The organism is Marinomonas profundi, assembly GCF_020694005.1.
GTDB classification, from domain to species: domain Bacteria; phylum Pseudomonadota; class Gammaproteobacteria; order Pseudomonadales; family Marinomonadaceae; genus Marinomonas; species Marinomonas profundi.
This window is the reverse complement of the sequence record NZ_CP073013.1, coordinates 1,242,197-1,259,119: the sequence shown is the minus strand read 5'-3', so window position 1 is coordinate 1,259,119 and position 16,923 is coordinate 1,242,197. Positions and strand designations below refer to the sequence as shown.

Genomic DNA, 16,923 nt, shown 5'->3' with positions numbered 1-16,923 from the left:
AGTTTTGACAATTTGAGCGAAAAAGAGGGGCTATGGTACACGATATGACACACGATTCTCCCATGAAATTACACAGCTTATGGCGCGGTGCGCATGTTGCCACCATGCAAAATGGCCAATATAGCCTCATCGAAAACGCCGCAATTGGCGTCGTCGGCGGTCGTATCGTTTGGATTGGCGAAGCGCAAAAACTTCCCGTCTATGACGCTCAAAACGAACACGATTTGGGCGGCGGTTGGATCACCCCTGGCTTGATCGATTGCCATACGCATCTGGTGTTTGGCGGCAATCGTGCGGGAGAATTCGAACAACGCTTAAATGGTGTGAGTTATCAAGAAATCGCCAAGCAAGGCGGCGGTATTGCTTCGTCTGTGAGAGCAACGCGTGACGCCAGCGAAGCAGAGCTGGTTGCCAGTGCATCACGGCGCTTAAAAAGCTTAATGGCCGATGGCGTGACCACAGTTGAGATCAAATCAGGCTACGGCTTGTCTCTCGACTCCGAGTTGAAAATGCTGCGTGTGGCGACCGCGTTAGAAAATGATTTTCCAGTGACCATCAAGCGAACCTGTTTGGCGGCCCATGCCATGCCGCCAGAATTTGACGATAAAGACGCCTATATTGATTACCTCTGCGACACGGTTTTACCGAAAGTCGCTAAACTGGGCATGGCCGATGCGGTAGACGCGTTTTGTGAAGGCATTGCCTTTAGTACCGAGCAGGTGGCGCGTTATTTCAACACCGCAAAGTCGTTAGGTTTGCCAGTGAAAATCCATGCGGAGCAGTTGTCGTCATTGGGCGGCACTCGAATGGCGGCGTCTTTTAAGGCCTTATCGGCGGATCATATTGAATTTATTGAAGAAGCCGATGTGCAAGCCATGGCAGAGTCCGGCACGGTGGCGGTGTTATTGCCGGGGGCGTTTTTTACTCTAAAAGAAACGCAGCGCCCGCCAATTGCTTTGCTGCGTCAATATGGCGTGCCAATGGCGATTGCCACGGACGCTAATCCCGGCACCTCGCCCGCGTTATCGCTTCGATTGATGATGAACATGGCCTGTACTTTATTTGCATTGACGCCAGAAGAGGCCTTGGCTGGTGCGACCATTCATGCGGCAAGCGCATTGGGACTAGCCGATTCTCATGGTAGTTTAGACGTCGGAAAAGTCGCAGACTTTATCTGCTGGGACGTAGAAAGCCCCGGCGAGCTCAGTTATTGGTTAGGCGGCGACCTAGTGAAAACCAGGGTCTACGAAGGCAAACAATCTGACGGTAAAAATAGCCTAGGTAAAAATAGCCTAGGTAAAAATAGCCAAGGGGAAACAGCATAATGGCAACACATAACGTATTAACGGTACCAGCCTTTAACTTTGTGCAAGGCGATTCGCCTGTATTGGTCAGTATGCCGCATTCGGGCTTAAACCTAACCGAGGAAGTGCAAGCGGGTTTAACCGATCAAGCCAAAAAGCTGCCGGATACCGATTGGTTTATCCCCGAGCTTTATGACTTTTTGGAATCGTTAGGAGTGGGTTTTATCAAGGCAAATTACTCTCGATTTGTCATCGACCTGAATCGCCCTTATGACGACAAACCGCTTTACGCGACCAAAACCACCGGCTTGTTTCCGGATGTTTTATTTGAAGACAGCCCGGTTTTTGTCGAAGGCAAAGCGCCCAATGGCGAACATAAAGCTTTTTGCAAAGAACACATCTGGAAGCCCTATCACGGTACGATTGAGCAAGAACTGGCGCGACTAAAAGCCAAATTTGGCTACGCTATCTTGTTCGATGCTCACAGCATTGCTGCCGAAGTGCCTATGTTGTTTGAAGGAACGCTGCCAGACTTTAACTGGGGCACCAACGAAGGTAAGGCTTGTGATGAAAACCTAGCCAATGTCGTCACACAAATACTGCGACCACACTACACGCAGGTACTCAATGGTCGCTTCAAAGGCGGCTACATCACCCGCCATTTCGGCCAACCAAACGACGGCATCCACGCTATTCAACTTGAACTGTCTCAAGCGACTTATCTAAACGACGAGCTGGCAAAACAGTCAGAATATAAACTGGATGAAAACAAACAGCCGTTGATCACACAACAACTGAAAGACGTGATAGAAGCCTGCCTGCAGGTGTCTTTTTAATCTCTTTGTTGTCAGTGTTTAAAAATCCCCATGATGCCAGAAGCGTCATGGGGATTTTTTTATGGCTAGATGATATCTAGCCTCTTTTTTCTTGACGATAGTGCAATGGAGCGTCATCGTTGTTTTATCAAATTCCATAGGAAAAGGAATTTTTATATGTTCAAAGCGATCTAACCTATATCAATGAAAGGCGATGGTTGGACTCAATCTCATCTATAAACAGCCCTTCAACACCGACATTTTTCGCGATTTCCCGCCAGCCCAAAATTGCTTCATGGACTTCTTTCAAGACTTCCTCCGCTTCGTCTCTCAAAGATCCAGGTAGAACACCTATCAAATCTTGTTTAACAAAGTTATCGCGCTTGCCATTAATGGTCATCTGATGGCTATCCACCCATGGAGAACCGGGTTTGTAGCTGTATGCTAAATCGAAAGCTGGAGCTAAAGCCCATCTTCGATGGTCATTGATAATAAATCCCCAATTTTTGGTGTGATCATCATGATTTCGAGCGATGACATTAAAAGCCATGCGCCTAAATACCTCGAGCGCAGCCTTTCGATCCAATCTAAGTGTTCGTAAGAGTACAAATAGTTCTTCGTAGCTATAGGTTCCAGGCTTTTTAAAATCGGCGTGATCCATCGCGCACAGGGATTGATAATGCACCTTTCTATTACCAATCCGATCAAATCGCTTCGTCATGAAGTGGGCTCGTCCATTCTCTCTAAGTAGCTCACAATGCGAAATATAAATGCCCGCCTCTTTAGCCATTAGATAATAAGCAAACTCCATCAAACCAAACCCTTTCGGATCACCAAAAATCTCTCTGCTTGAAGAGCGCTCTACGACTCCGTCAAACTTAATTAAGTAGTGTTCAAATCCATCAGGGCTGTCTACTTGCCCAGAACGCAGCTGAGTACGGTTTGCATTGACGGCAATTACGGCCTTTGCACGCGCACCGCCTGCCGAGGTACCAACCTGAACAATGCCTGACAACGCATGTTCAGCATCGTCATTATTAATCGTTTCACTTATGTTATTACGCTGATCGAGAACCGATTGTGCCATTGCCACAAGGGAGTCTATTTTTAATGGTTCGCTGCTATTTGTTACGCCATCCACTAGAGCTGGTGTGTACTCAAGCGCCCCCATTCCTCTAGTACCAGTATAAAGCAATCGCTCTAATGCGCTGAAAGACTGAGGACCACGACCCTGCCTTGCAAGCCAAGCATTGATAACAGCATTACCAAAATCATCGGGTAAGGTATCCGCAAATGCAGCCGGCAATCCTTTATATGTTGGGTAACTCAGGTTTGGAAAACTAAATACGCCAGCCTCTAAAGGTAGCTTATGAGAAATCGCGAACCCTTTTTTCCGCCAGTCCTCGAAATATTCGAAGCTTATGACACCGGTATCTGGATTCATTGCCAAAGCACCAACATCCATACCAAAGATACTCACCTTGGCCGTATCGTATTTTTGAACTACCAATCTAGGCCCTCCTCATCATCACTTTTCGATTTTTCGCCTGTGGCTCTCACTCGCTGTCTAACCTTTCCTCGCATCTTCAATAGCTGTACTGGACTGATACCTGGATCAGGCAAGAATGACTCAATTCCTTCTAGATCTTCTAATTCCCTGAGGACTTTAATCACATTCACTAGGGTTGCTTTACCCTCTATCATGTTCTGATAGGTGGAGCGACTAATGCCAGCTTTCTTAGCGAGCTGAGACTGAGTTAAAGCAGCGCGGCTATCAAGTCTTCGCCTCTCAATTCGTTGGCCAAGTTCTAGTGAGAGCGCCTCATCTGACATGGAATATATGTTTTTAGATGTCATAACGACCTACCTTAAAGTCAATAGAACATAAAAATCGCATTATGACCGTATTCTAGATCATTGCATAGGCTCATGCTATTTAGTGAAATATAATGATCTAAATATAGATCATTATCTATTTAAAATTCAAATTATGACCTAAAATACACCCATTAATTGTGTTCTAGAGTTAACACGTTCATTTAACGATTTCTGCTCATAAATGAAGGATAAGCAGTGCTTGCAATAAAGCAGCCAACGATTGCAGGCATGGAACGCAAAGGCCGTGATGTAAAGCTATTGACCCTAAAGCGATATGTTGAAGGGGCCGGTGGCAAACTCACCGTGGATGTTGAATTACCTGATGGCAGTCATTATGGGTTTAACTTGTAAAACTGTTTAAGATAAAGGCTTATTTCTGGCTCTGATTTTCGCTTTAAAATCTTCCATTTGAGCATTGGCTTCTTCGTTCGACACAAAGATAGCAAGGCCGTTTTCCATTTTGTCGAAAGCGGCGTTAACTCGCTGTATTAACCAAGTATCGTGAGATATCTGCTTATCTTTTTTATCCGATTCAAATGTCTCTTTAGATGTCATTGCTTACCCCTTAATCCATTGCCAGCCACGTCCAAGCCATTCGTAAAAGGCGCGTTGGCTTTTGTAGGCGGCGTTGGCGTCGATTTGCCAGTCGCTATTTTCTGAGCCTAAATACATGGCGGGCGCTGGGATGATGTTGATACCAGCTTGTTCGAAGAAGGTAGAGGCTCGTTTAAGGTGTGAGGCTTCGGTGACCAGCGCGGCGCGTTTTCCGTCTAGGTAAGGTTTCATGCTATTGGCTTCCTCTTCTGTGTCTTTGGCGAGAGCAAAGGTTTTAATTCGATCGGGGTTTACGCCTAATTCCATTGCTGCTTTGCGCATGATTTCTGCGTGAGGTTCTGTCATGTCGCCAGAATAACCAGACACAAATAATTGCGCGTTGGGGTTGGCTTGTAGAATGCGCAAACCTTCCTCAAGTCGGAACAATGCGCTGTTGCCTAACTTCATGATCTCAGGCGTATTGTTAAGGTCTTTGTGGCCGCTACCAAGGACGATAACCACATCCACTGGCTGTTGAATGTCAAATACAGGGTAGTCGTGTTCTATCGTGGCGATGAGTTTATCCGCCACTGGGCTCCAGCTGGTTAATCCCAATAATAAGATCCCACAGAATAAGAAAAGCTTAGCGATTTTGGGCCATTTCTTCATTAGCAAAAACGCGAGGCACATAGCCACTAAGGTCAGTGGAATGGGCATCAGCATCATGCCGATGACTTTTTTGAAGTAAAAAAGAATAAGACTCACTGCGTATCTCTTTAATCATGTCATTTTAGAATGCAAGGATCATAAAGCAGTATGGTTTTGCCTTAAAGCGTAAAGGGCGCTATTAAGTTTTGTTTTTGAGCCTGTTTTGTCGGTATTATTTTGACCATTAGATTTTTAACGTAAGGAGAGGCTGTGAATAAGGAAGACAAAGTGCCCTTGTCAGTGCAACCCGCACCGCAAGATACGCTTTGGTGGTTGCCTCGCCATGAAGTAAAACTGGCACAGAAAAACGCCATGGAGCGAGTCGATTTGGTGTTTCTTGGCGATTCTATTACGCAAGCTTGGGAACAAGAAGGCGCTGACGTTTGGCAGGCTTTTTATCAATCTAGGCAGGCGCTGAATTTGGGCTTTAATGGCGATAAAACCGAGAATGTTTTGTGGCGGCTGGCTAATGGTGAAGTCGATAACATTCAGCCTAAGTTATTGGTTTTATTGATTGGAACAAACAACACGGGTCATCGTATGGACAAAGCCGAGGACACGGCGTTAGGAATAAAGCAAATCTTGTCTGTGTTGGCCGAAAAATTACCGAAGACTAAAGTGTTGCTGTTGGCGATTTTCCCTCGTAGCGCCAAACCAAGGCAAAAACTCAGAACATTGAACAACGAGGTGAATCAGCTTATTCGCACTTATGCGGACGATAAAAAGGTGTTTTTCCTCGATATAAATTCGCTATTTTTAGACGAAAAAGGTCAGCTCACCAGTGATGTGATGAACGATTTTTTACACCCTAATGCTAGCCAATATCAATTTTTTGCCGATGCAATAGAGCCTTATATTATTGAATTAATGGCTTCAGATTAAGCGAGTGGCGCTGACGGGGCGTTTATAGCATGAGGCTATCAGTATCAAAATATTGCTATAAAAAAAGAGCAAGCTTGTTTATGGCTTGCTCTTTTGCCTCTCGAATTATAAAACGGTCACTACATCTTCTAGCGCTAGGCGCGATTTTGGCAGCGCGGCGTTGTAGTCTTCGTCTGCATGATGGTAGCCGATGGCGAGTGCCACGTCGCATTGGTAGCCTTCAAGCTCAGGGAATAATTGGCTAATCAGTTCTGGATCAACGCCTTCCATCGGCGTGGAATCAATGCCTAAACGTACTAATGTGTGCATTAGGTTACCAAGCGCTAGGTATGTTTGTGCTTTGGTCCACGCGCCAGTGTTGCCATTCTTATCTGTGTTTAATTCTGCGAACGCGAATCCACCAAAGGCTTGTTCTCGATTTTCAGCTTTGGTGCGACCGTCTTTAATGCCTTTGTCGACGACTTTTGCGTAATCGTCACGCTTGTAGTGGGTTTTGTGGGCAAATAAAATCGTGTGCGAGGCCGCTTTTGCGTGTTTTTGGTTAAACTGAAATTTGTTCGCAAAGGTATCATTAAAGCGTTGTTTTGCATTGTCGCTTTCAATCACGATAAATTTCCACGGTTGCGAGTTAATAGAAGAAGGCGACAAGCGCAAGGCTTCATAAATGATGGCCAAGTCATCCGCTGAAATGCGTTTGTTTTCATCGTAATGCTTGGCGGTATGGCGTTTTTCTAAGTCTGCGATAATCGGGTGTGGCATGTTCTGATCTCCAAGATGGATAAAATAACTCAGCCTTCTCTACAAAATAAGAAGTGCTAAAAGGAATGGCGCTATAGTAACGAGGCTTTATTAAATGAAGAACAGGGGTTTTATTGAATTATTATCAAATATTATTTGATAATAAGGTGTTTATTACTCCTCTATAAGGTCGAATAATGCAGCTAGAAGATTTGCGGGTTGTGCTTAAAGTGGCGGAGTTTCGCAGCATTACGGCGGCGGCCACCCATTTGGATATGCAGATGGCGACGGCCAGCGCAGCTGTTAAGCGTGTGGAGGTGGCGTTAGGAGTGGAGCTTTTTGTGCGTACGACGCGCCATTTGCGCCTTTCTACTGCGGGCGAACGTTATTTGCCGCAATGCACGGCGGCGCTGTCTATGTTGGATCAGGCAAAGCAAACCATTCATAATGATTTGGGCATTATTAGTGGCGAGATTCGTCTTGCGGTGTCATCGGATTTGGGCCGAAATATCGCCATTCCTTGGGTCGATGATTTTATGGTGCAGTATCCACAGGTTACTCTTAGAGCGCACGTGAGCGACAGCAATGTCGATTTCTATCGTGATGCGTTGGATATTGCACTGCGTTATGGCGCGCCTGCCGACTCGAATTTGTATGGTTTTAAAATTTGTAATGTGCCTAGATTGCTGGTGGCGAGTCCTGAGTATCTTGAATTACATGGCACACCTACGCAGCCAAAAGATTTGTTAAATCATCAATGTCTGTTTTATCAATTACAGAATATTTTGAACGACACGTGGCACTTCTCATGTAAAGAGTCTGGCGCCGAGCGCTCTTACAAAATTAAGCCCAGCGCCTATTGTGCGTCAAATGATGGGGATTTAGTGAGGCGTTGGTGCGTGGCTGGTAAAGGTGTGGCGGTTAAGTCTTGCTTGGATATTGCTCAGGATCTACTGGCTGGGCGCGTGGTGTCGCTGATGCCTGAGTATAATCTCCCACAAGGTGAGCTTTGGTTGATTAGCCCGAGCCGTCAGTCAATCACGCCTACCGTTCGGCTGTTACGAGATATGTTCCGAGAGCGAACCAAAGCGTTGTTGACGCAATTAGTAGAGCAAGGTTTTATCGAACGTCATGTGTTGGAAGACGACGGAAAAGGGTTTTGATGTGGATTATTTCACGATGACATACTTCAATGCACAATAAGGTTTTCAACCATGATTGAACTGAAATCTCCCAAGGACGTATTTCGCCTTCGTCGTTTAGCGCTGGCATCGCAAGGTTTGCTGCAGGCGCAGCCCTTTGGGCGAGGTTTGGCTGGGGCGCGTCAGGCGGTGAATCATTTAGGTTATGTACAGATCGATACTATTTCGGTGGTGGAGCGAGCGCATCATCATGTGTTGCATTCTAGAGTGCCCAAGTTTGAGCCAACGATGATGAATCAGATGCTAGTGGAGGGAGGTATATTCGAATATTGGTCCCACGCGGCGGCGTTTTTGCCGATTGATGACTTTCGTTTTTCACTGCCTTACAAACAGGCGATTAAAAGCGGTCAAACCCATTGGAACAAGCACCCTGATCGAAAGCTAATGGCCGAATTATTAGCGCGTATTCGTGCGGAAGGGCCGTTGCGTTCGCGTGATGTTGAAACCAAAGCCAGTAATCGTGCTGGCTGGTGGGATTGGAAGCCTGCGAAAAAAGCACTCGAACAGTTGTTTATGGAAGGCGATTTGATGGTAAAAGATCGCGTTGGCTTTCAAAAAAACTACGATCTAACCGAGCGTGTTTTGCCGAATCAGGTGAATACCCTTATGCCCAGTCTGGGCGAATTTGTCACGCACATGCTGGATCAGCAGTTGCGATGTCATGGGGTGGTGTCGCTGAAAGGCTTAACCTATTTACGCCGTAATACAGAACTGCGCCACGCCATGAAAACCTTAGTCAACGAGCGCCTGTCGCAAGGTTTGTTAGAGCAAGTCGTGCTACACAATGGCGAGGTGTATTTTATTGAAACGGGCGCATTGGAACGTCGTTTGCCGAACTTGAATCAGCGTTTGTTAATCCTCTCGCCATTTGATAACAGCGTGATTCAACGGGATCGGCTCAAGCATGTATTCCAATACGATTACCAGATCGAATGCTACGTGCCAGAGCCAAAACGCCAGTACGGTTACTTTTGCTTGCCGTTATTGTTTCGCGGTGAGTTTATTGGGCGAATGGATTGCAAAGCCCATCGCAAAGAGCGCCGTTTAGAAATCAAATCTCTATACCTGGAAAAACAGAGCTTGGATGACGACATAATAGTTAACGCTTTTGTCGAAGCGACTAAAGCCTTTAGCCAATTCCAACAATGCGATTCTGTCACCCTAACGTCCGTTGAACCGAAGTATTTAAGCCAAGCTTTGCGTAACCTATTCGATCAAATGAATCTCTGTTGAGGTTTTCACTGTTCGAAGGGACACAGATGTCTGGAATTTTCGAATATTCGCTTCAGTATGAAGCACTCGGTCGACGAAGCTTTCATAAGCTTGTATATCCGTTACGGTAACGACCATCATAAAATCGTAGTTGCCTGTTATTTGGTAGCAGTGTCTTACTTCTGATGCCTTGCTAATGACGCGTTTAAAGGCGTCATACACATCTTTTCGATCTCGCTCCATTTCGACCGACACCAGTAAAGTCAGTTTATTGCCACTCAATTCTGGGTTCACCAGAGAAACATCCCCCACAATGATGTTGTCATCTCTCAGTCGTTTTACTCTTTTATGACAAGCGGGTGGCGATAGACCTACCTCTTCGGCCAGATCAACGTTTGCCATACGATTATTACGCTGCAAGATGGCTAGGATCTTTCTGTCTATCTTGTCTAATTCCATGAATTTCTCACAATCATATTTTTATGATTAAAAATTTCTCAATCGTGTTTATATTAAAAATATTTGATGTTATCAATCATTAAATTGATCGGCATATTTCTTGTTATCTCAATACACTTCCTCCATAAACCGTTTGGAGAAAGACAAGTGAATAAACGAATGTCCCATTGGGTTGGGCTGTTATTGAATGGGCTGTAGCAAGAAATCCTTGATGTCACATGGACGCTTTATAAAATCATGATCCCGATGATTATTATCATCAAGGTCGTTGAAGCGTTTGGCGGCATTGAGCTACTGAGCCAATGGCTGAGTCCAGTTATGTCGCTGGTAGGTTTGCCCAGTGAAATGGGCTTGGTGTGGGCAACCACGCTGGTCACTAATATGTACGCTGGACTTGTGGTATTTATGAGTACAGATGTCGATTTGACCGTCGCTCAAGTCTCGATTCTTGGCACCTTGATGTTGCTCGCCCATTCGCTCCCTATTGAAGTGGCGGTGGCTAAAAAAGCAGGCGTTGGCGTGGTAGCAACACTCGTTATTCGCCTTGGTGGTAGCTTGCTGATGGGCTGGATTTTACATCAAACCTACCAAGGCGGAGACTTACTCAATACGCCTGCTGACGTGATTTGGCGACATGCGCCAGTGAGTGATCCCAGTTATGTGGTTTGGGCAATGGATCAGCTTAAAAACCTCGCGATGATCTTTGTGGTCATTGCGGCGTTAATGACATTTTTACGATTACTCAAACTGCTAGGTATCGAAAAGCTGATGGCGGTTCTGCTAAAACCGATTTTGTCAGTACTGGGTATCAGCCGAGAAGCCACAAATTTGACCATTGTTGGCATCACGCTAGGCGTGTCTTTTGGTGGCGGTTTGCTGATTAGCGAGGCAAAACGAGGGCATATTTCCCCACGGGATATTTTTGTCGCCATGATGCTGCTCAACCTACTCCACAGCTTGATTGAAGATACACTACTGATTTTGTTGATTGGCGCGGACTTTATGACCATTTTTTGGGGGCGGATTGTGTTTTCAGTGACCGTGATTGGGATTTTAGTCTTTGTTCTTAAACGGTTGGATGAAAACACTTGTCGTAAATACTTGTACAAAAAAATCAGCGAGTAACGCTTATTGCAAGAACACTTCATGAGGCGTTGTTAGTGGTTTTCAATGCGAGAAATAGCGCTTTTTTGAGTATGCATTTTAACGCTAACTCATCTTGTGTTAGCCCTGCATTTTTGCGTGCTTCTTTGAGCAACACACCAAATTTAAAGGCTTGATAACCCTCGTCGTAACCGTCATCAAAATCCTTATCGATGGCTTTTCGGTTTGTTAAATACTTTTTCAAATCACTCATGTTTCTGCCTCGAAATAAGACCAGCCTTTGGAAGTTTGGCCTCCACTGTGAGGTCAAATTTCATATTCCACATGCTTAGACGTTAACGCTAAAGTGAACTTTTTAAAGAGTGAATGTTTACATAGCGGTAAACTTTATGAGGGTAGGGGAAAGGGTAATTTGACTAGATAGGATAATCAGAGACGAGTGTGGCTTGCGTAGTTTGATGCAGGTGCTACAATAAATGTTGCAGTTGCAGCAGTATTCGGAGGTACGATGACAATTCGCGCGTTTAAACCCAGTAAAAAAGAAAAAGTAGGGCTTCTGCATGCCTTGGCGTTGTCTAATGATCCAGTGAGCGCGTCAAATCAATTGGTAGAAGGGTTTGACTCTTCTTTTATTGGACGCATTGTTAAGCAAGCTCAGATCAAGCAGGCCACAGTGATGAAAACGGCAGGAATTGACCGAGGGACGTTGAGCCGCCACACAAGAGCGCGTACAAAGTGGACAGGGGCTTCTGCGATCAAGGTCTATAACGCGGCTCGGATTATTGACGCCGCATTAAATTTGTTTGATCAAGACAAACAAAAGGCAGAAAACTGGCTAAATACACCCGCAATTGCCCTCGGCGGCATATGTCCTGCCGATTACGCGAAATATCCGCTAGGACAAGAAGCGGTGATAGATCTTATAGGTCGAATTAAGTATGGGGTCATCATCTAATGAAGCTCTATCGTTTGTGCAAAATGGAGTTTGCCGATACTGCGTTTGATGGTTATGGCGCTAGAACTTATGGTGGTCGCTGGAATCCAAAAGGGTTGGATTGTGTTTATTTAGGTGAATCAAAGTCTGTTTGTCTACTTGAGACGATGGCACATTTGACTGACGCAAAAGCCTTAGATCAGTACGCGATGCTGTCCATCGAGGTTCCAGAAGAACTGATTATGGAGTTTCAAGAGAGTGATCTACCAGAAAATTGGAGAGATTATCCAGCACCGCAAGAGTTAGCTGATATGGGTGCTGAATGGCTTGAGAATGCTGAAAGCCTTGTTTTGTTGGTGCCTAGTGTTATATCGGGTGACTTTTGTGCGTTATTAAACCCAAAACACCATCAATGCCGAGAATTTACAGCAATTGCTCAACGAGTCGCGTTCTCTATCGATCCAAGGTTAGCGCCACGATAGTAGTCGGTAATTAATCCCTCCCCTTGAAAGAGGGCGTCGCAAAAACCAATATAAATCCACCAATTGTAGGTTAAATAGCACTTCACGCCTGATCACGGTCGTGCCTCCCTCATCAGGCCTACAAAACGTATCCGACCTTCGCTGACTATCTTCAGCTATACCCTCTGAAAGACATAAGGGAAAGCTAAGACCGAAACCGTAGGTTTTCTCTATTGAGCTGGTCGATCGATGTTTTACCCATGAGTTTCATGTCGCGTTCGAGTTCGGCTTTCATCAGTCCGAGTGCGCGTTCGACGCCAGGTTGCCCTGCAGCGGCGAGTGGGTATAAGTACATGCGGCCGATGCCGACGGCTTTGGCGCCGAGGGATAAGGCTTTGAGTACGTGGGTGCCGCGTTGTACGCCGCTGTCGAAGATGACGTCTATTTCATCGCCCACTTCATCGACGATTTCCGCCAGTTGATCGAAGGAGCTGCGCGAGCCATCCAGTTGACGACCGCCATGGTTGGAAATGATGATGCCGGTGCAGCCAATTTCCACGGCTTTGCGGGCGTCTTCTCGGCTCATGATACCTTTTAAGCAGAACTGGCCGTCCCAGAATTTCACCATTTCTGCTACGTCGTCCCAGTTCATTGATGGGTCGAGCATGTTGGTAAAGTAGTCGCCAATCGATGTCGCGCCATTGCCCATGTCGACGTGTTCTTCCAATTGCGGCAAGCGAAATTTTTCGTGGGTGACGTAGTTAATCCCCCACATTGGCTTGAGGATAAATTGCAGCAAGCCGCTAAAATTAAGACGAAACGGAATGGAAAACCCTGTGCGCAGGTCCCGTTCTCGGTTGCCGCCAGTAATGGAATCCACCGTCAGCATCATCACTTGTATGCCAGAGTCTTTGGCTCGTTGCATCATGGCGCGATTCAGTGCGCGGTCTTTATGGAAGTAAAACTGATAGACCTGAGGCGTGGTAGTTTGCTTGGCGATTTCTTCCATGCTCACGGTGCCAAGGGAGGAAACGCCAAACATGGTGCCGTATTTTTCCGCCGCACCCGCGACCGCTCTTTCGCCATCATGATGGAATAAGCGTTGTAGTGCGGTGGGCGAGCAATAGATGGGCAGGGCGAGTTTTTGTCCCATCACAGTGACAGACAAGTCCACGTCTTTTACGCCTGCGAGAACACTGGGAATAAGGTCGCAGGTTTCAAAGGCGGCTGTGTTACGGCGGTAAGTTGTTTCGTCGTCAGCACCGCCATCAATGTAATTGAAGATCGGGCCTGGTAGGCGTTTTTTGGCCAATGTACGAAAATCTTGGAAGTTATGGCAATCTTTAAGACGCATGGGTTTTGCTCCTTTTATTGTATTCATTCACTATAGACTGTGTTCTATTTATAATAAATACGACATAAACTAATAAACTCTTTCGGAAAACGTCTTAATTTAGTGAGGTAATGTCATTGAACGCCACAGATCTAACATTGTTCGTTAATGTTGCTGATTCAGGCTCGTTTAATAAAGCCGCTGAATTAGCCGGATTATCGACGCCCGCCCTCAGCAAACGTATTAGCAAGCTGGAACAAGACCTCGGCGCGCAGTTGATTCATCGCACCACAAGACGGCTCAGTTTGACCGAAGCGGGGGAAAGTTTATACGTTCACGCCAAAAATATTGAAGGCCAAGTGAGCGATGCGATTGCCTCGGTGTCGGCGTTTAGCCAAGGCTTAACGGGGACGATAAAAATGTCGGTGCCGACCATTTCGGGTGAGCTATTATTGGCCGAAGCCATTGCCGAGTTTTGTCAAAAATACCCCAATATCACCGTGGATATGCGCCTTGAAAATGACTTCGTGGATCTCGTGGGTGAAGGTTTGGATTTGGCGATTCGCACCGGTAAGTTGGAAGATTCGAGTCTGATTGCTAAGCCTTTGATTCAATCTAATTGGGTGGTTTGTTGCTCGCCGAGTTACATCGAGCGTCATGGTAAAGTCAGAGACTTAGAAGCATTGAAAGACCATAATTGCCTAGCCTATACCTATCAAGCACAAGGTTCCTTTGATTGGCGCTTTACCAGAAATGGCATTGAAGAAAGTGTGCGCATCAGTGGCAGCTTCGCCACGAATAACGCCCAAGCCCTGCGCAAAGCCGCCTTGGCTGGTTTCGGTATTGTCTATGTGCCACGCTGCTGTGTGTACGAAGATCTGCAGCAAGGCAAGCTGGTCGCTATTTTGACGGATTACCAACCGCGTCGACTCGGCGTTTACGCCATTTATCCCTTTACCAAATACCTGCCAGAAAAACTGAGATTACTAATAGAACACATTAAACAGGCTTACCAAGATAAGGCGGAATATTTTTGACTAAATGGCTGAAAAAAAGAAGCTTTCCATTTGGTTGTTTTGTCCTTATTCTTGCTTTTTCAACGGTTTTTTAGATTAGGATGACTTATGTCTGGTCAAGGTTCTGGTGGCAATGTATTGGCTGCGCTTTGTAATGTGTTTATTCCTGGATTAGGCCAATTGGTTCAGGGGCGTTTTTTGATGGCGCTGTTTTTCTTCGTAGCGACGTTTGTGAGCTATGCCTTAGGTGCGACGGTGATTTTGTTCTTCATGTGGTTGGTTGGCGGTATATTGCATATTTGGTCGATTATCGACGCGGCACGTTTTTCTCGAATTCGCCAAGTTCTATAGGGTACGAGGGCAGAGCAAGCTGAAAAACACAGATAGCCAATAGGCTATCTGTTCAATAAATGCAGATTGGCGCAGTTCTGCGAGAGGTCGCCATTTAGCGCATTGAGCAAGTTGTCCACCGCGCAGGTGATCATAGCAAGACGCGTTTCGGCGGTTGCTGAGCCAATGTGTGGAAACAAGACGGCGTTGTCCAATTTACAAAGCGGTGAGTCGCCTGACAGTGGTTCGACTTCAAAGACGTCTAAACCGGCAGCGCGAATAGTGCCATTGCTAAGAGCATCGACAAGAGCCGCTTCGTCAATCACCTTACCACGGGAGCCGTTGATGAAAATGGCACTTTTCTTCATCAGGGCGAACTCTTTCGCACCAATTAATCGTTCAGTTTGTGCGGTTAATGGCGTCATTACACAGACAAAATCTGAGGTTTTCAGCAGCGTTTCCATGTCCATGTAAGTGGCGTGCAAGTCTTGTTCCGCGTCGGGTTTGCGGCTGCGGTTGCTGTATTGAATCTTCATGTCAAAACCAAAATGTCCGCGTTTGGCAATCGCGTAACCAATGCGCCCCATACCAATAATGCCAAGGGTTTTGCCATGTACGTCTGTGCCGTAAAGGGATTCGCCTATGTTGCTGGTCCAGCGGCCTTCTCGCACCATATTAGACAACTCTATCGCGCGTCTTGCCGTACACATGATCAGGGTAAACAAAGTGTCGGCGGTGGTTTCATTCAGCACGCCCGGTGTGTGCATGAGGGGGATATTGCGCTTGGCGAGATAGTTTAGGTCGTATTGATCTGTGCCAACGGAAATGGTCGACGCAGCTTTGAGCTTGGGCGCACGGTCTAATAGTTCAGGACGCATATCGGTACTAGAGCCTATCAAGCCGTCGGCGTCGGCAAGGGCGCTTACAAATGCCTGCTGATTGTCTTGGTTGATCCCATCAAAGAAGGTAACGTCGCATTGTGCTTCTAGTCGCTGGCGTTCTGGTGCTGGAATGTCTCGGTATAAAATGACTTTCTTCTTCATCCTATGACTCCTGTTCTAGCTTGTTTAATGTGGCTCTAGTGGGTAAGCCTTCGCTGTCGCCACGCACTTGCACCGTTAACGAGCCTAGCAGATTACCGCGTCGAGCGGCTTGTTGCATGGTTTTGCCATCGAGTAGCGCCGATATTACCCCGACGGCAAAGCTATCGCCTGCCCCCACTGTATCAACGACTTTTGCTACCGGGAAGCCAGCCACCGTGCCAGAGTCCCCCTGGCTGGTTTTAAAGTACGCGCCTTTGCTACCCAGTTTAACGATCACGGTTTTGACGCCCTGTTGAAGATAAAAATCCGCAATTACTTCTGGTTGATCACTGCCAGCGAGAATTTTGCCTTCTTCGATACCCGGTAAGACAATGTCGCTGGCAAAGGCAAATTCGTTAATAGTGGCCACCATGGTGGCTTGATCAGGCCAGAGGGAAGGGCGCAAGTTGGTATCAAAAGACACACTGCAGCCTTGTTCTTTAGCGAGTGTTAGGGCGTGTTTCGCGGCGTCGCGCATAGGCACAGAGACCGCCGCCGCGACACCGGTTAAGTGTAAGTGAGTACCCGTTTTGAATAAGGCTTTGTCGATGTCGGCTGGGCTCAGCGTGGAAGCGGCCGAATTTTTGCGGAAGTACTCGACCTTAGGGTCGCTGCCATCGGTGACATTGGATTTCAGCATAAAACCGGTAGCGTGATTGGCGCTGTCAGAAATCCAATCTGTGCGAATGTTTTCTTTGCTGATGGCTTGGCGGATGAACTGCCCAAAGCTGTCTTGACCGACTTTACTGATATAACTGGCTTCAAAACCCAAGCGCGCCATACCGATCGCGACGTTGACTTCCGCCCCCGCTAAAGAGCGATGAAACTCCTCGATATCCGCCAGTTGGCCGGGTGTTTTCGCCACAAACATGGTCATGGCTTCGCCAAGAGTGATAAAAGAATGTGTTGGATTGGTTTCCATAATGGATGA

General features: G+C 46.5%; 21 protein-coding genes. 11 read left to right on the top strand and 10 right to left on the bottom strand.

Annotation, left to right across the window (positions count from 1 at the left end; genetic code table 11):
- Positions 1-44 precede the first annotated feature (44 nt).
- Both hutI and hutG read left to right on the top strand, forming a co-directional pair.
- Positions 45-1,325 (top strand): imidazolonepropionase, encoded by a 1,281-nt coding sequence (gene hutI, locus J8N69_RS05915; RefSeq protein ID WP_168824814.1) that lies wholly within the window; start codon positions 45-47, stop codon positions 1,323-1,325.
- Positions 1,325-2,140, top strand: a complete 816-nt coding sequence (hutG, locus tag J8N69_RS05910) for an N-formylglutamate deformylase (RefSeq protein WP_168824813.1) — start codon at positions 1,325-1,327, stop codon at positions 2,138-2,140. The genes hutI and hutG overlap by 1 nt, the downstream gene beginning before the upstream one ends.
- Positions 2,141-2,315: 175 nt before the next feature.
- On the opposite strand, the gene J8N69_RS05905 is transcribed toward hutG, so the two are convergent.
- Positions 2,316-3,629, bottom strand: coding sequence for a type II toxin-antitoxin system HipA family toxin (locus J8N69_RS05905; RefSeq protein ID WP_168824811.1), 1,314 nt, complete (start codon positions 3,627-3,629; stop codon positions 2,316-2,318).
- Complete coding sequence (locus J8N69_RS05900; protein WP_168824808.1) at positions 3,623-3,976, bottom strand: helix-turn-helix domain-containing protein; 354 nt, start codon at positions 3,974-3,976, stop codon at positions 3,623-3,625. Before J8N69_RS05900 ends, J8N69_RS05905 begins: the two co-directional genes overlap by 7 nt.
- Before the next feature lie 216 nt (positions 3,977-4,192).
- Here J8N69_RS05900 and J8N69_RS05895 point away from each other — a divergent pair, with 216 nt between their 5' ends.
- Positions 4,193-4,348, top strand: coding sequence for a hypothetical protein (locus J8N69_RS05895; RefSeq protein WP_211084983.1), 156 nt, complete (start codon positions 4,193-4,195; stop codon positions 4,346-4,348).
- Positions 4,349-4,354: 6 nt separating this feature from the next.
- Here J8N69_RS05895 and J8N69_RS05890 read toward each other — a convergent pair whose 3' ends face one another.
- Positions 4,355-4,552, bottom strand: a complete 198-nt coding sequence (locus J8N69_RS05890) for a hypothetical protein (protein WP_168824806.1) — start codon at positions 4,550-4,552, stop codon at positions 4,355-4,357.
- A 3-nt stretch (positions 4,553-4,555) separates the two neighbouring features.
- A complete protein-coding gene (locus J8N69_RS05885) occupies positions 4,556-5,296 on the bottom strand; it encodes an ElyC/SanA/YdcF family protein (protein WP_227803992.1) in 741 nt (246 codons plus the stop codon).
- Between the two features lie 153 nt (positions 5,297-5,449).
- On the opposite strand from J8N69_RS05885, the gene J8N69_RS05880 reads away from it, so the two are divergent.
- Complete coding sequence (locus tag J8N69_RS05880; protein WP_168824804.1) at positions 5,450-6,121, top strand: GDSL-type esterase/lipase family protein; 672 nt, start codon at positions 5,450-5,452, stop codon at positions 6,119-6,121.
- Between the two features lie 105 nt (positions 6,122-6,226).
- Here the strand turns inward: J8N69_RS05880 and J8N69_RS05875 are convergent, their stop codons facing one another.
- Positions 6,227-6,880 (bottom strand): NAD(P)H-dependent oxidoreductase, encoded by a 654-nt coding sequence (locus J8N69_RS05875; RefSeq protein ID WP_168824802.1) that lies wholly within the window; start codon positions 6,878-6,880, stop codon positions 6,227-6,229.
- Positions 6,881-7,056: 176 nt separating this feature from the next.
- On the opposite strand from J8N69_RS05875, the gene J8N69_RS05870 reads away from it, so the two are divergent.
- Both J8N69_RS05870 and J8N69_RS05865 read left to right on the top strand, forming a co-directional pair.
- The gene (locus J8N69_RS05870) at positions 7,057-8,022 is read left to right on the top strand and encodes a LysR family transcriptional regulator (RefSeq protein WP_168824800.1); all 966 of its coding nucleotides are present in this window, start codon (positions 7,057-7,059) and stop codon (positions 8,020-8,022) included.
- Between the two features lie 51 nt (positions 8,023-8,073).
- Positions 8,074-9,294 carry a winged helix-turn-helix domain-containing protein gene (locus tag J8N69_RS05865; protein WP_168824798.1) on the top strand — a complete coding sequence of 407 codons (1,221 nt, stop codon included), beginning with the start codon at positions 8,074-8,076 and terminating at the stop codon, positions 9,292-9,294.
- On the opposite strand, the gene J8N69_RS05860 is transcribed toward J8N69_RS05865, so the two are convergent.
- Positions 9,268-9,732: an Lrp/AsnC family transcriptional regulator gene (locus tag J8N69_RS05860; RefSeq protein WP_168824796.1), complete on the bottom strand. Its 465-nt coding sequence runs from the start codon at positions 9,730-9,732 to the stop codon at positions 9,268-9,270. The genes J8N69_RS05865 and J8N69_RS05860 overlap by 27 nt on opposite strands.
- A 237-nt stretch (positions 9,733-9,969) precedes the next feature.
- Here J8N69_RS05860 and J8N69_RS05855 point away from each other — a divergent pair, with 237 nt between their 5' ends.
- Positions 9,970-10,857 (top strand): hypothetical protein, encoded by an 888-nt coding sequence (locus J8N69_RS05855; protein WP_227803991.1) that lies wholly within the window; start codon positions 9,970-9,972, stop codon positions 10,855-10,857.
- Between the two features lie 19 nt (positions 10,858-10,876).
- Here the strand turns inward: J8N69_RS05855 and J8N69_RS05850 are convergent, their stop codons facing one another.
- The gene (locus J8N69_RS05850; RefSeq protein WP_211084980.1) at positions 10,877-11,089 is read right to left on the bottom strand and encodes a helix-turn-helix domain-containing protein; all 213 of its coding nucleotides are present in this window, start codon (positions 11,087-11,089) and stop codon (positions 10,877-10,879) included.
- A gap of 255 nt (positions 11,090-11,344) precedes the next feature.
- Between J8N69_RS05850 and J8N69_RS05845 the strand changes: the two genes are divergently transcribed.
- Positions 11,345-11,791, top strand: coding sequence for an antitoxin Xre/MbcA/ParS toxin-binding domain-containing protein (locus tag J8N69_RS05845; RefSeq protein ID WP_168824794.1), 447 nt, complete (start codon positions 11,345-11,347; stop codon positions 11,789-11,791).
- Positions 11,791-12,252 carry an RES family NAD+ phosphorylase gene (locus J8N69_RS05840; protein WP_168824793.1) on the top strand — a complete coding sequence of 154 codons (462 nt, stop codon included), beginning with the start codon at positions 11,791-11,793 and terminating at the stop codon, positions 12,250-12,252. The genes J8N69_RS05845 and J8N69_RS05840 overlap by 1 nt, the downstream gene beginning before the upstream one ends.
- A 184-nt stretch (positions 12,253-12,436) precedes the next feature.
- Here J8N69_RS05840 and J8N69_RS05835 read toward each other — a convergent pair whose 3' ends face one another.
- Positions 12,437-13,585: an alpha-hydroxy acid oxidase gene (locus tag J8N69_RS05835; protein WP_168824791.1), complete on the bottom strand. Its 1,149-nt coding sequence runs from the start codon at positions 13,583-13,585 to the stop codon at positions 12,437-12,439.
- Positions 13,586-13,701: 116 nt separating this feature from the next.
- Between J8N69_RS05835 and J8N69_RS05830 the strand changes: the two genes are divergently transcribed.
- Positions 13,702-14,601, top strand: a complete 900-nt coding sequence (locus J8N69_RS05830) for a LysR family transcriptional regulator (protein ID WP_211084978.1) — start codon at positions 13,702-13,704, stop codon at positions 14,599-14,601.
- An 87-nt stretch (positions 14,602-14,688) separates the two neighbouring features.
- A complete protein-coding gene (locus J8N69_RS05825) occupies positions 14,689-14,931 on the top strand; it encodes a hypothetical protein (RefSeq protein WP_168824787.1) in 243 nt (80 codons plus the stop codon).
- A gap of 44 nt (positions 14,932-14,975) precedes the next feature.
- On the opposite strand, the gene J8N69_RS05820 is transcribed toward J8N69_RS05825, so the two are convergent.
- The gene (locus tag J8N69_RS05820; RefSeq protein ID WP_168824785.1) at positions 14,976-15,953 is read right to left on the bottom strand and encodes a 2-hydroxyacid dehydrogenase; all 978 of its coding nucleotides are present in this window, start codon (positions 15,951-15,953) and stop codon (positions 14,976-14,978) included.
- Between the two features lies 1 nt (position 15,954).
- A complete protein-coding gene (locus tag J8N69_RS05815) occupies positions 15,955-16,914 on the bottom strand; it encodes a sugar kinase (RefSeq protein ID WP_168824783.1) in 960 nt (319 codons plus the stop codon).
- Positions 16,915-16,923 lie beyond the last annotated feature (9 nt).

What these genes read in the sequence shown, in the direction of transcription:
- hutI (WP_168824814.1), top strand. Translation starts at nt 45, where the DNA reads ATGACACACGATTCTCCCATGAAATTACACAGCTTATGGCGCGGTGCG.
- hutG (WP_168824813.1), top strand. Translation starts at nt 1,325, where the DNA reads ATGGCAACACATAACGTATTAACGGTACCAGCCTTTAACTTTGTGCAA.
- J8N69_RS05900 (WP_168824808.1), bottom strand. Translation starts at nt 3,976, where the DNA reads ATGACATCTAAAAACATATATTCCATGTCAGATGAGGCGCTCTCACTA.
- J8N69_RS05890 (WP_168824806.1), bottom strand. Translation starts at nt 4,552, where the DNA reads ATGACATCTAAAGAGACATTTGAATCGGATAAAAAAGATAAGCAGATA.
- J8N69_RS05875 (WP_168824802.1), bottom strand. Translation starts at nt 6,880, where the DNA reads ATGCCACACCCGATTATCGCAGACTTAGAAAAACGCCATACCGCCAAG.
- J8N69_RS05870 (WP_168824800.1), top strand. Translation starts at nt 7,057, where the DNA reads ATGCAGCTAGAAGATTTGCGGGTTGTGCTTAAAGTGGCGGAGTTTCGC.
- J8N69_RS05865 (WP_168824798.1), top strand. Translation starts at nt 8,074, where the DNA reads ATGATTGAACTGAAATCTCCCAAGGACGTATTTCGCCTTCGTCGTTTA.
- J8N69_RS05860 (WP_168824796.1), bottom strand. Translation starts at nt 9,732, where the DNA reads ATGGAATTAGACAAGATAGACAGAAAGATCCTAGCCATCTTGCAGCGT.
- J8N69_RS05855 (WP_227803991.1), top strand. Translation starts at nt 9,970, where the DNA reads ATGATCCCGATGATTATTATCATCAAGGTCGTTGAAGCGTTTGGCGGC.
- J8N69_RS05850 (WP_211084980.1), bottom strand. Translation starts at nt 11,089, where the DNA reads ATGAGTGATTTGAAAAAGTATTTAACAAACCGAAAAGCCATCGATAAG.
- J8N69_RS05845 (WP_168824794.1), top strand. Translation starts at nt 11,345, where the DNA reads ATGACAATTCGCGCGTTTAAACCCAGTAAAAAAGAAAAAGTAGGGCTT.
- J8N69_RS05840 (WP_168824793.1), top strand. Translation starts at nt 11,791, where the DNA reads ATGAAGCTCTATCGTTTGTGCAAAATGGAGTTTGCCGATACTGCGTTT.
- J8N69_RS05835 (WP_168824791.1), bottom strand. Translation starts at nt 13,585, where the DNA reads ATGCGTCTTAAAGATTGCCATAACTTCCAAGATTTTCGTACATTGGCC.
- J8N69_RS05825 (WP_168824787.1), top strand. Translation starts at nt 14,689, where the DNA reads ATGTCTGGTCAAGGTTCTGGTGGCAATGTATTGGCTGCGCTTTGTAAT.
- J8N69_RS05820 (WP_168824785.1), bottom strand. Translation starts at nt 15,953, where the DNA reads ATGAAGAAGAAAGTCATTTTATACCGAGACATTCCAGCACCAGAACGC.
- J8N69_RS05815 (WP_168824783.1), bottom strand. Translation starts at nt 16,914, where the DNA reads ATGGAAACCAATCCAACACATTCTTTTATCACTCTTGGCGAAGCCATG.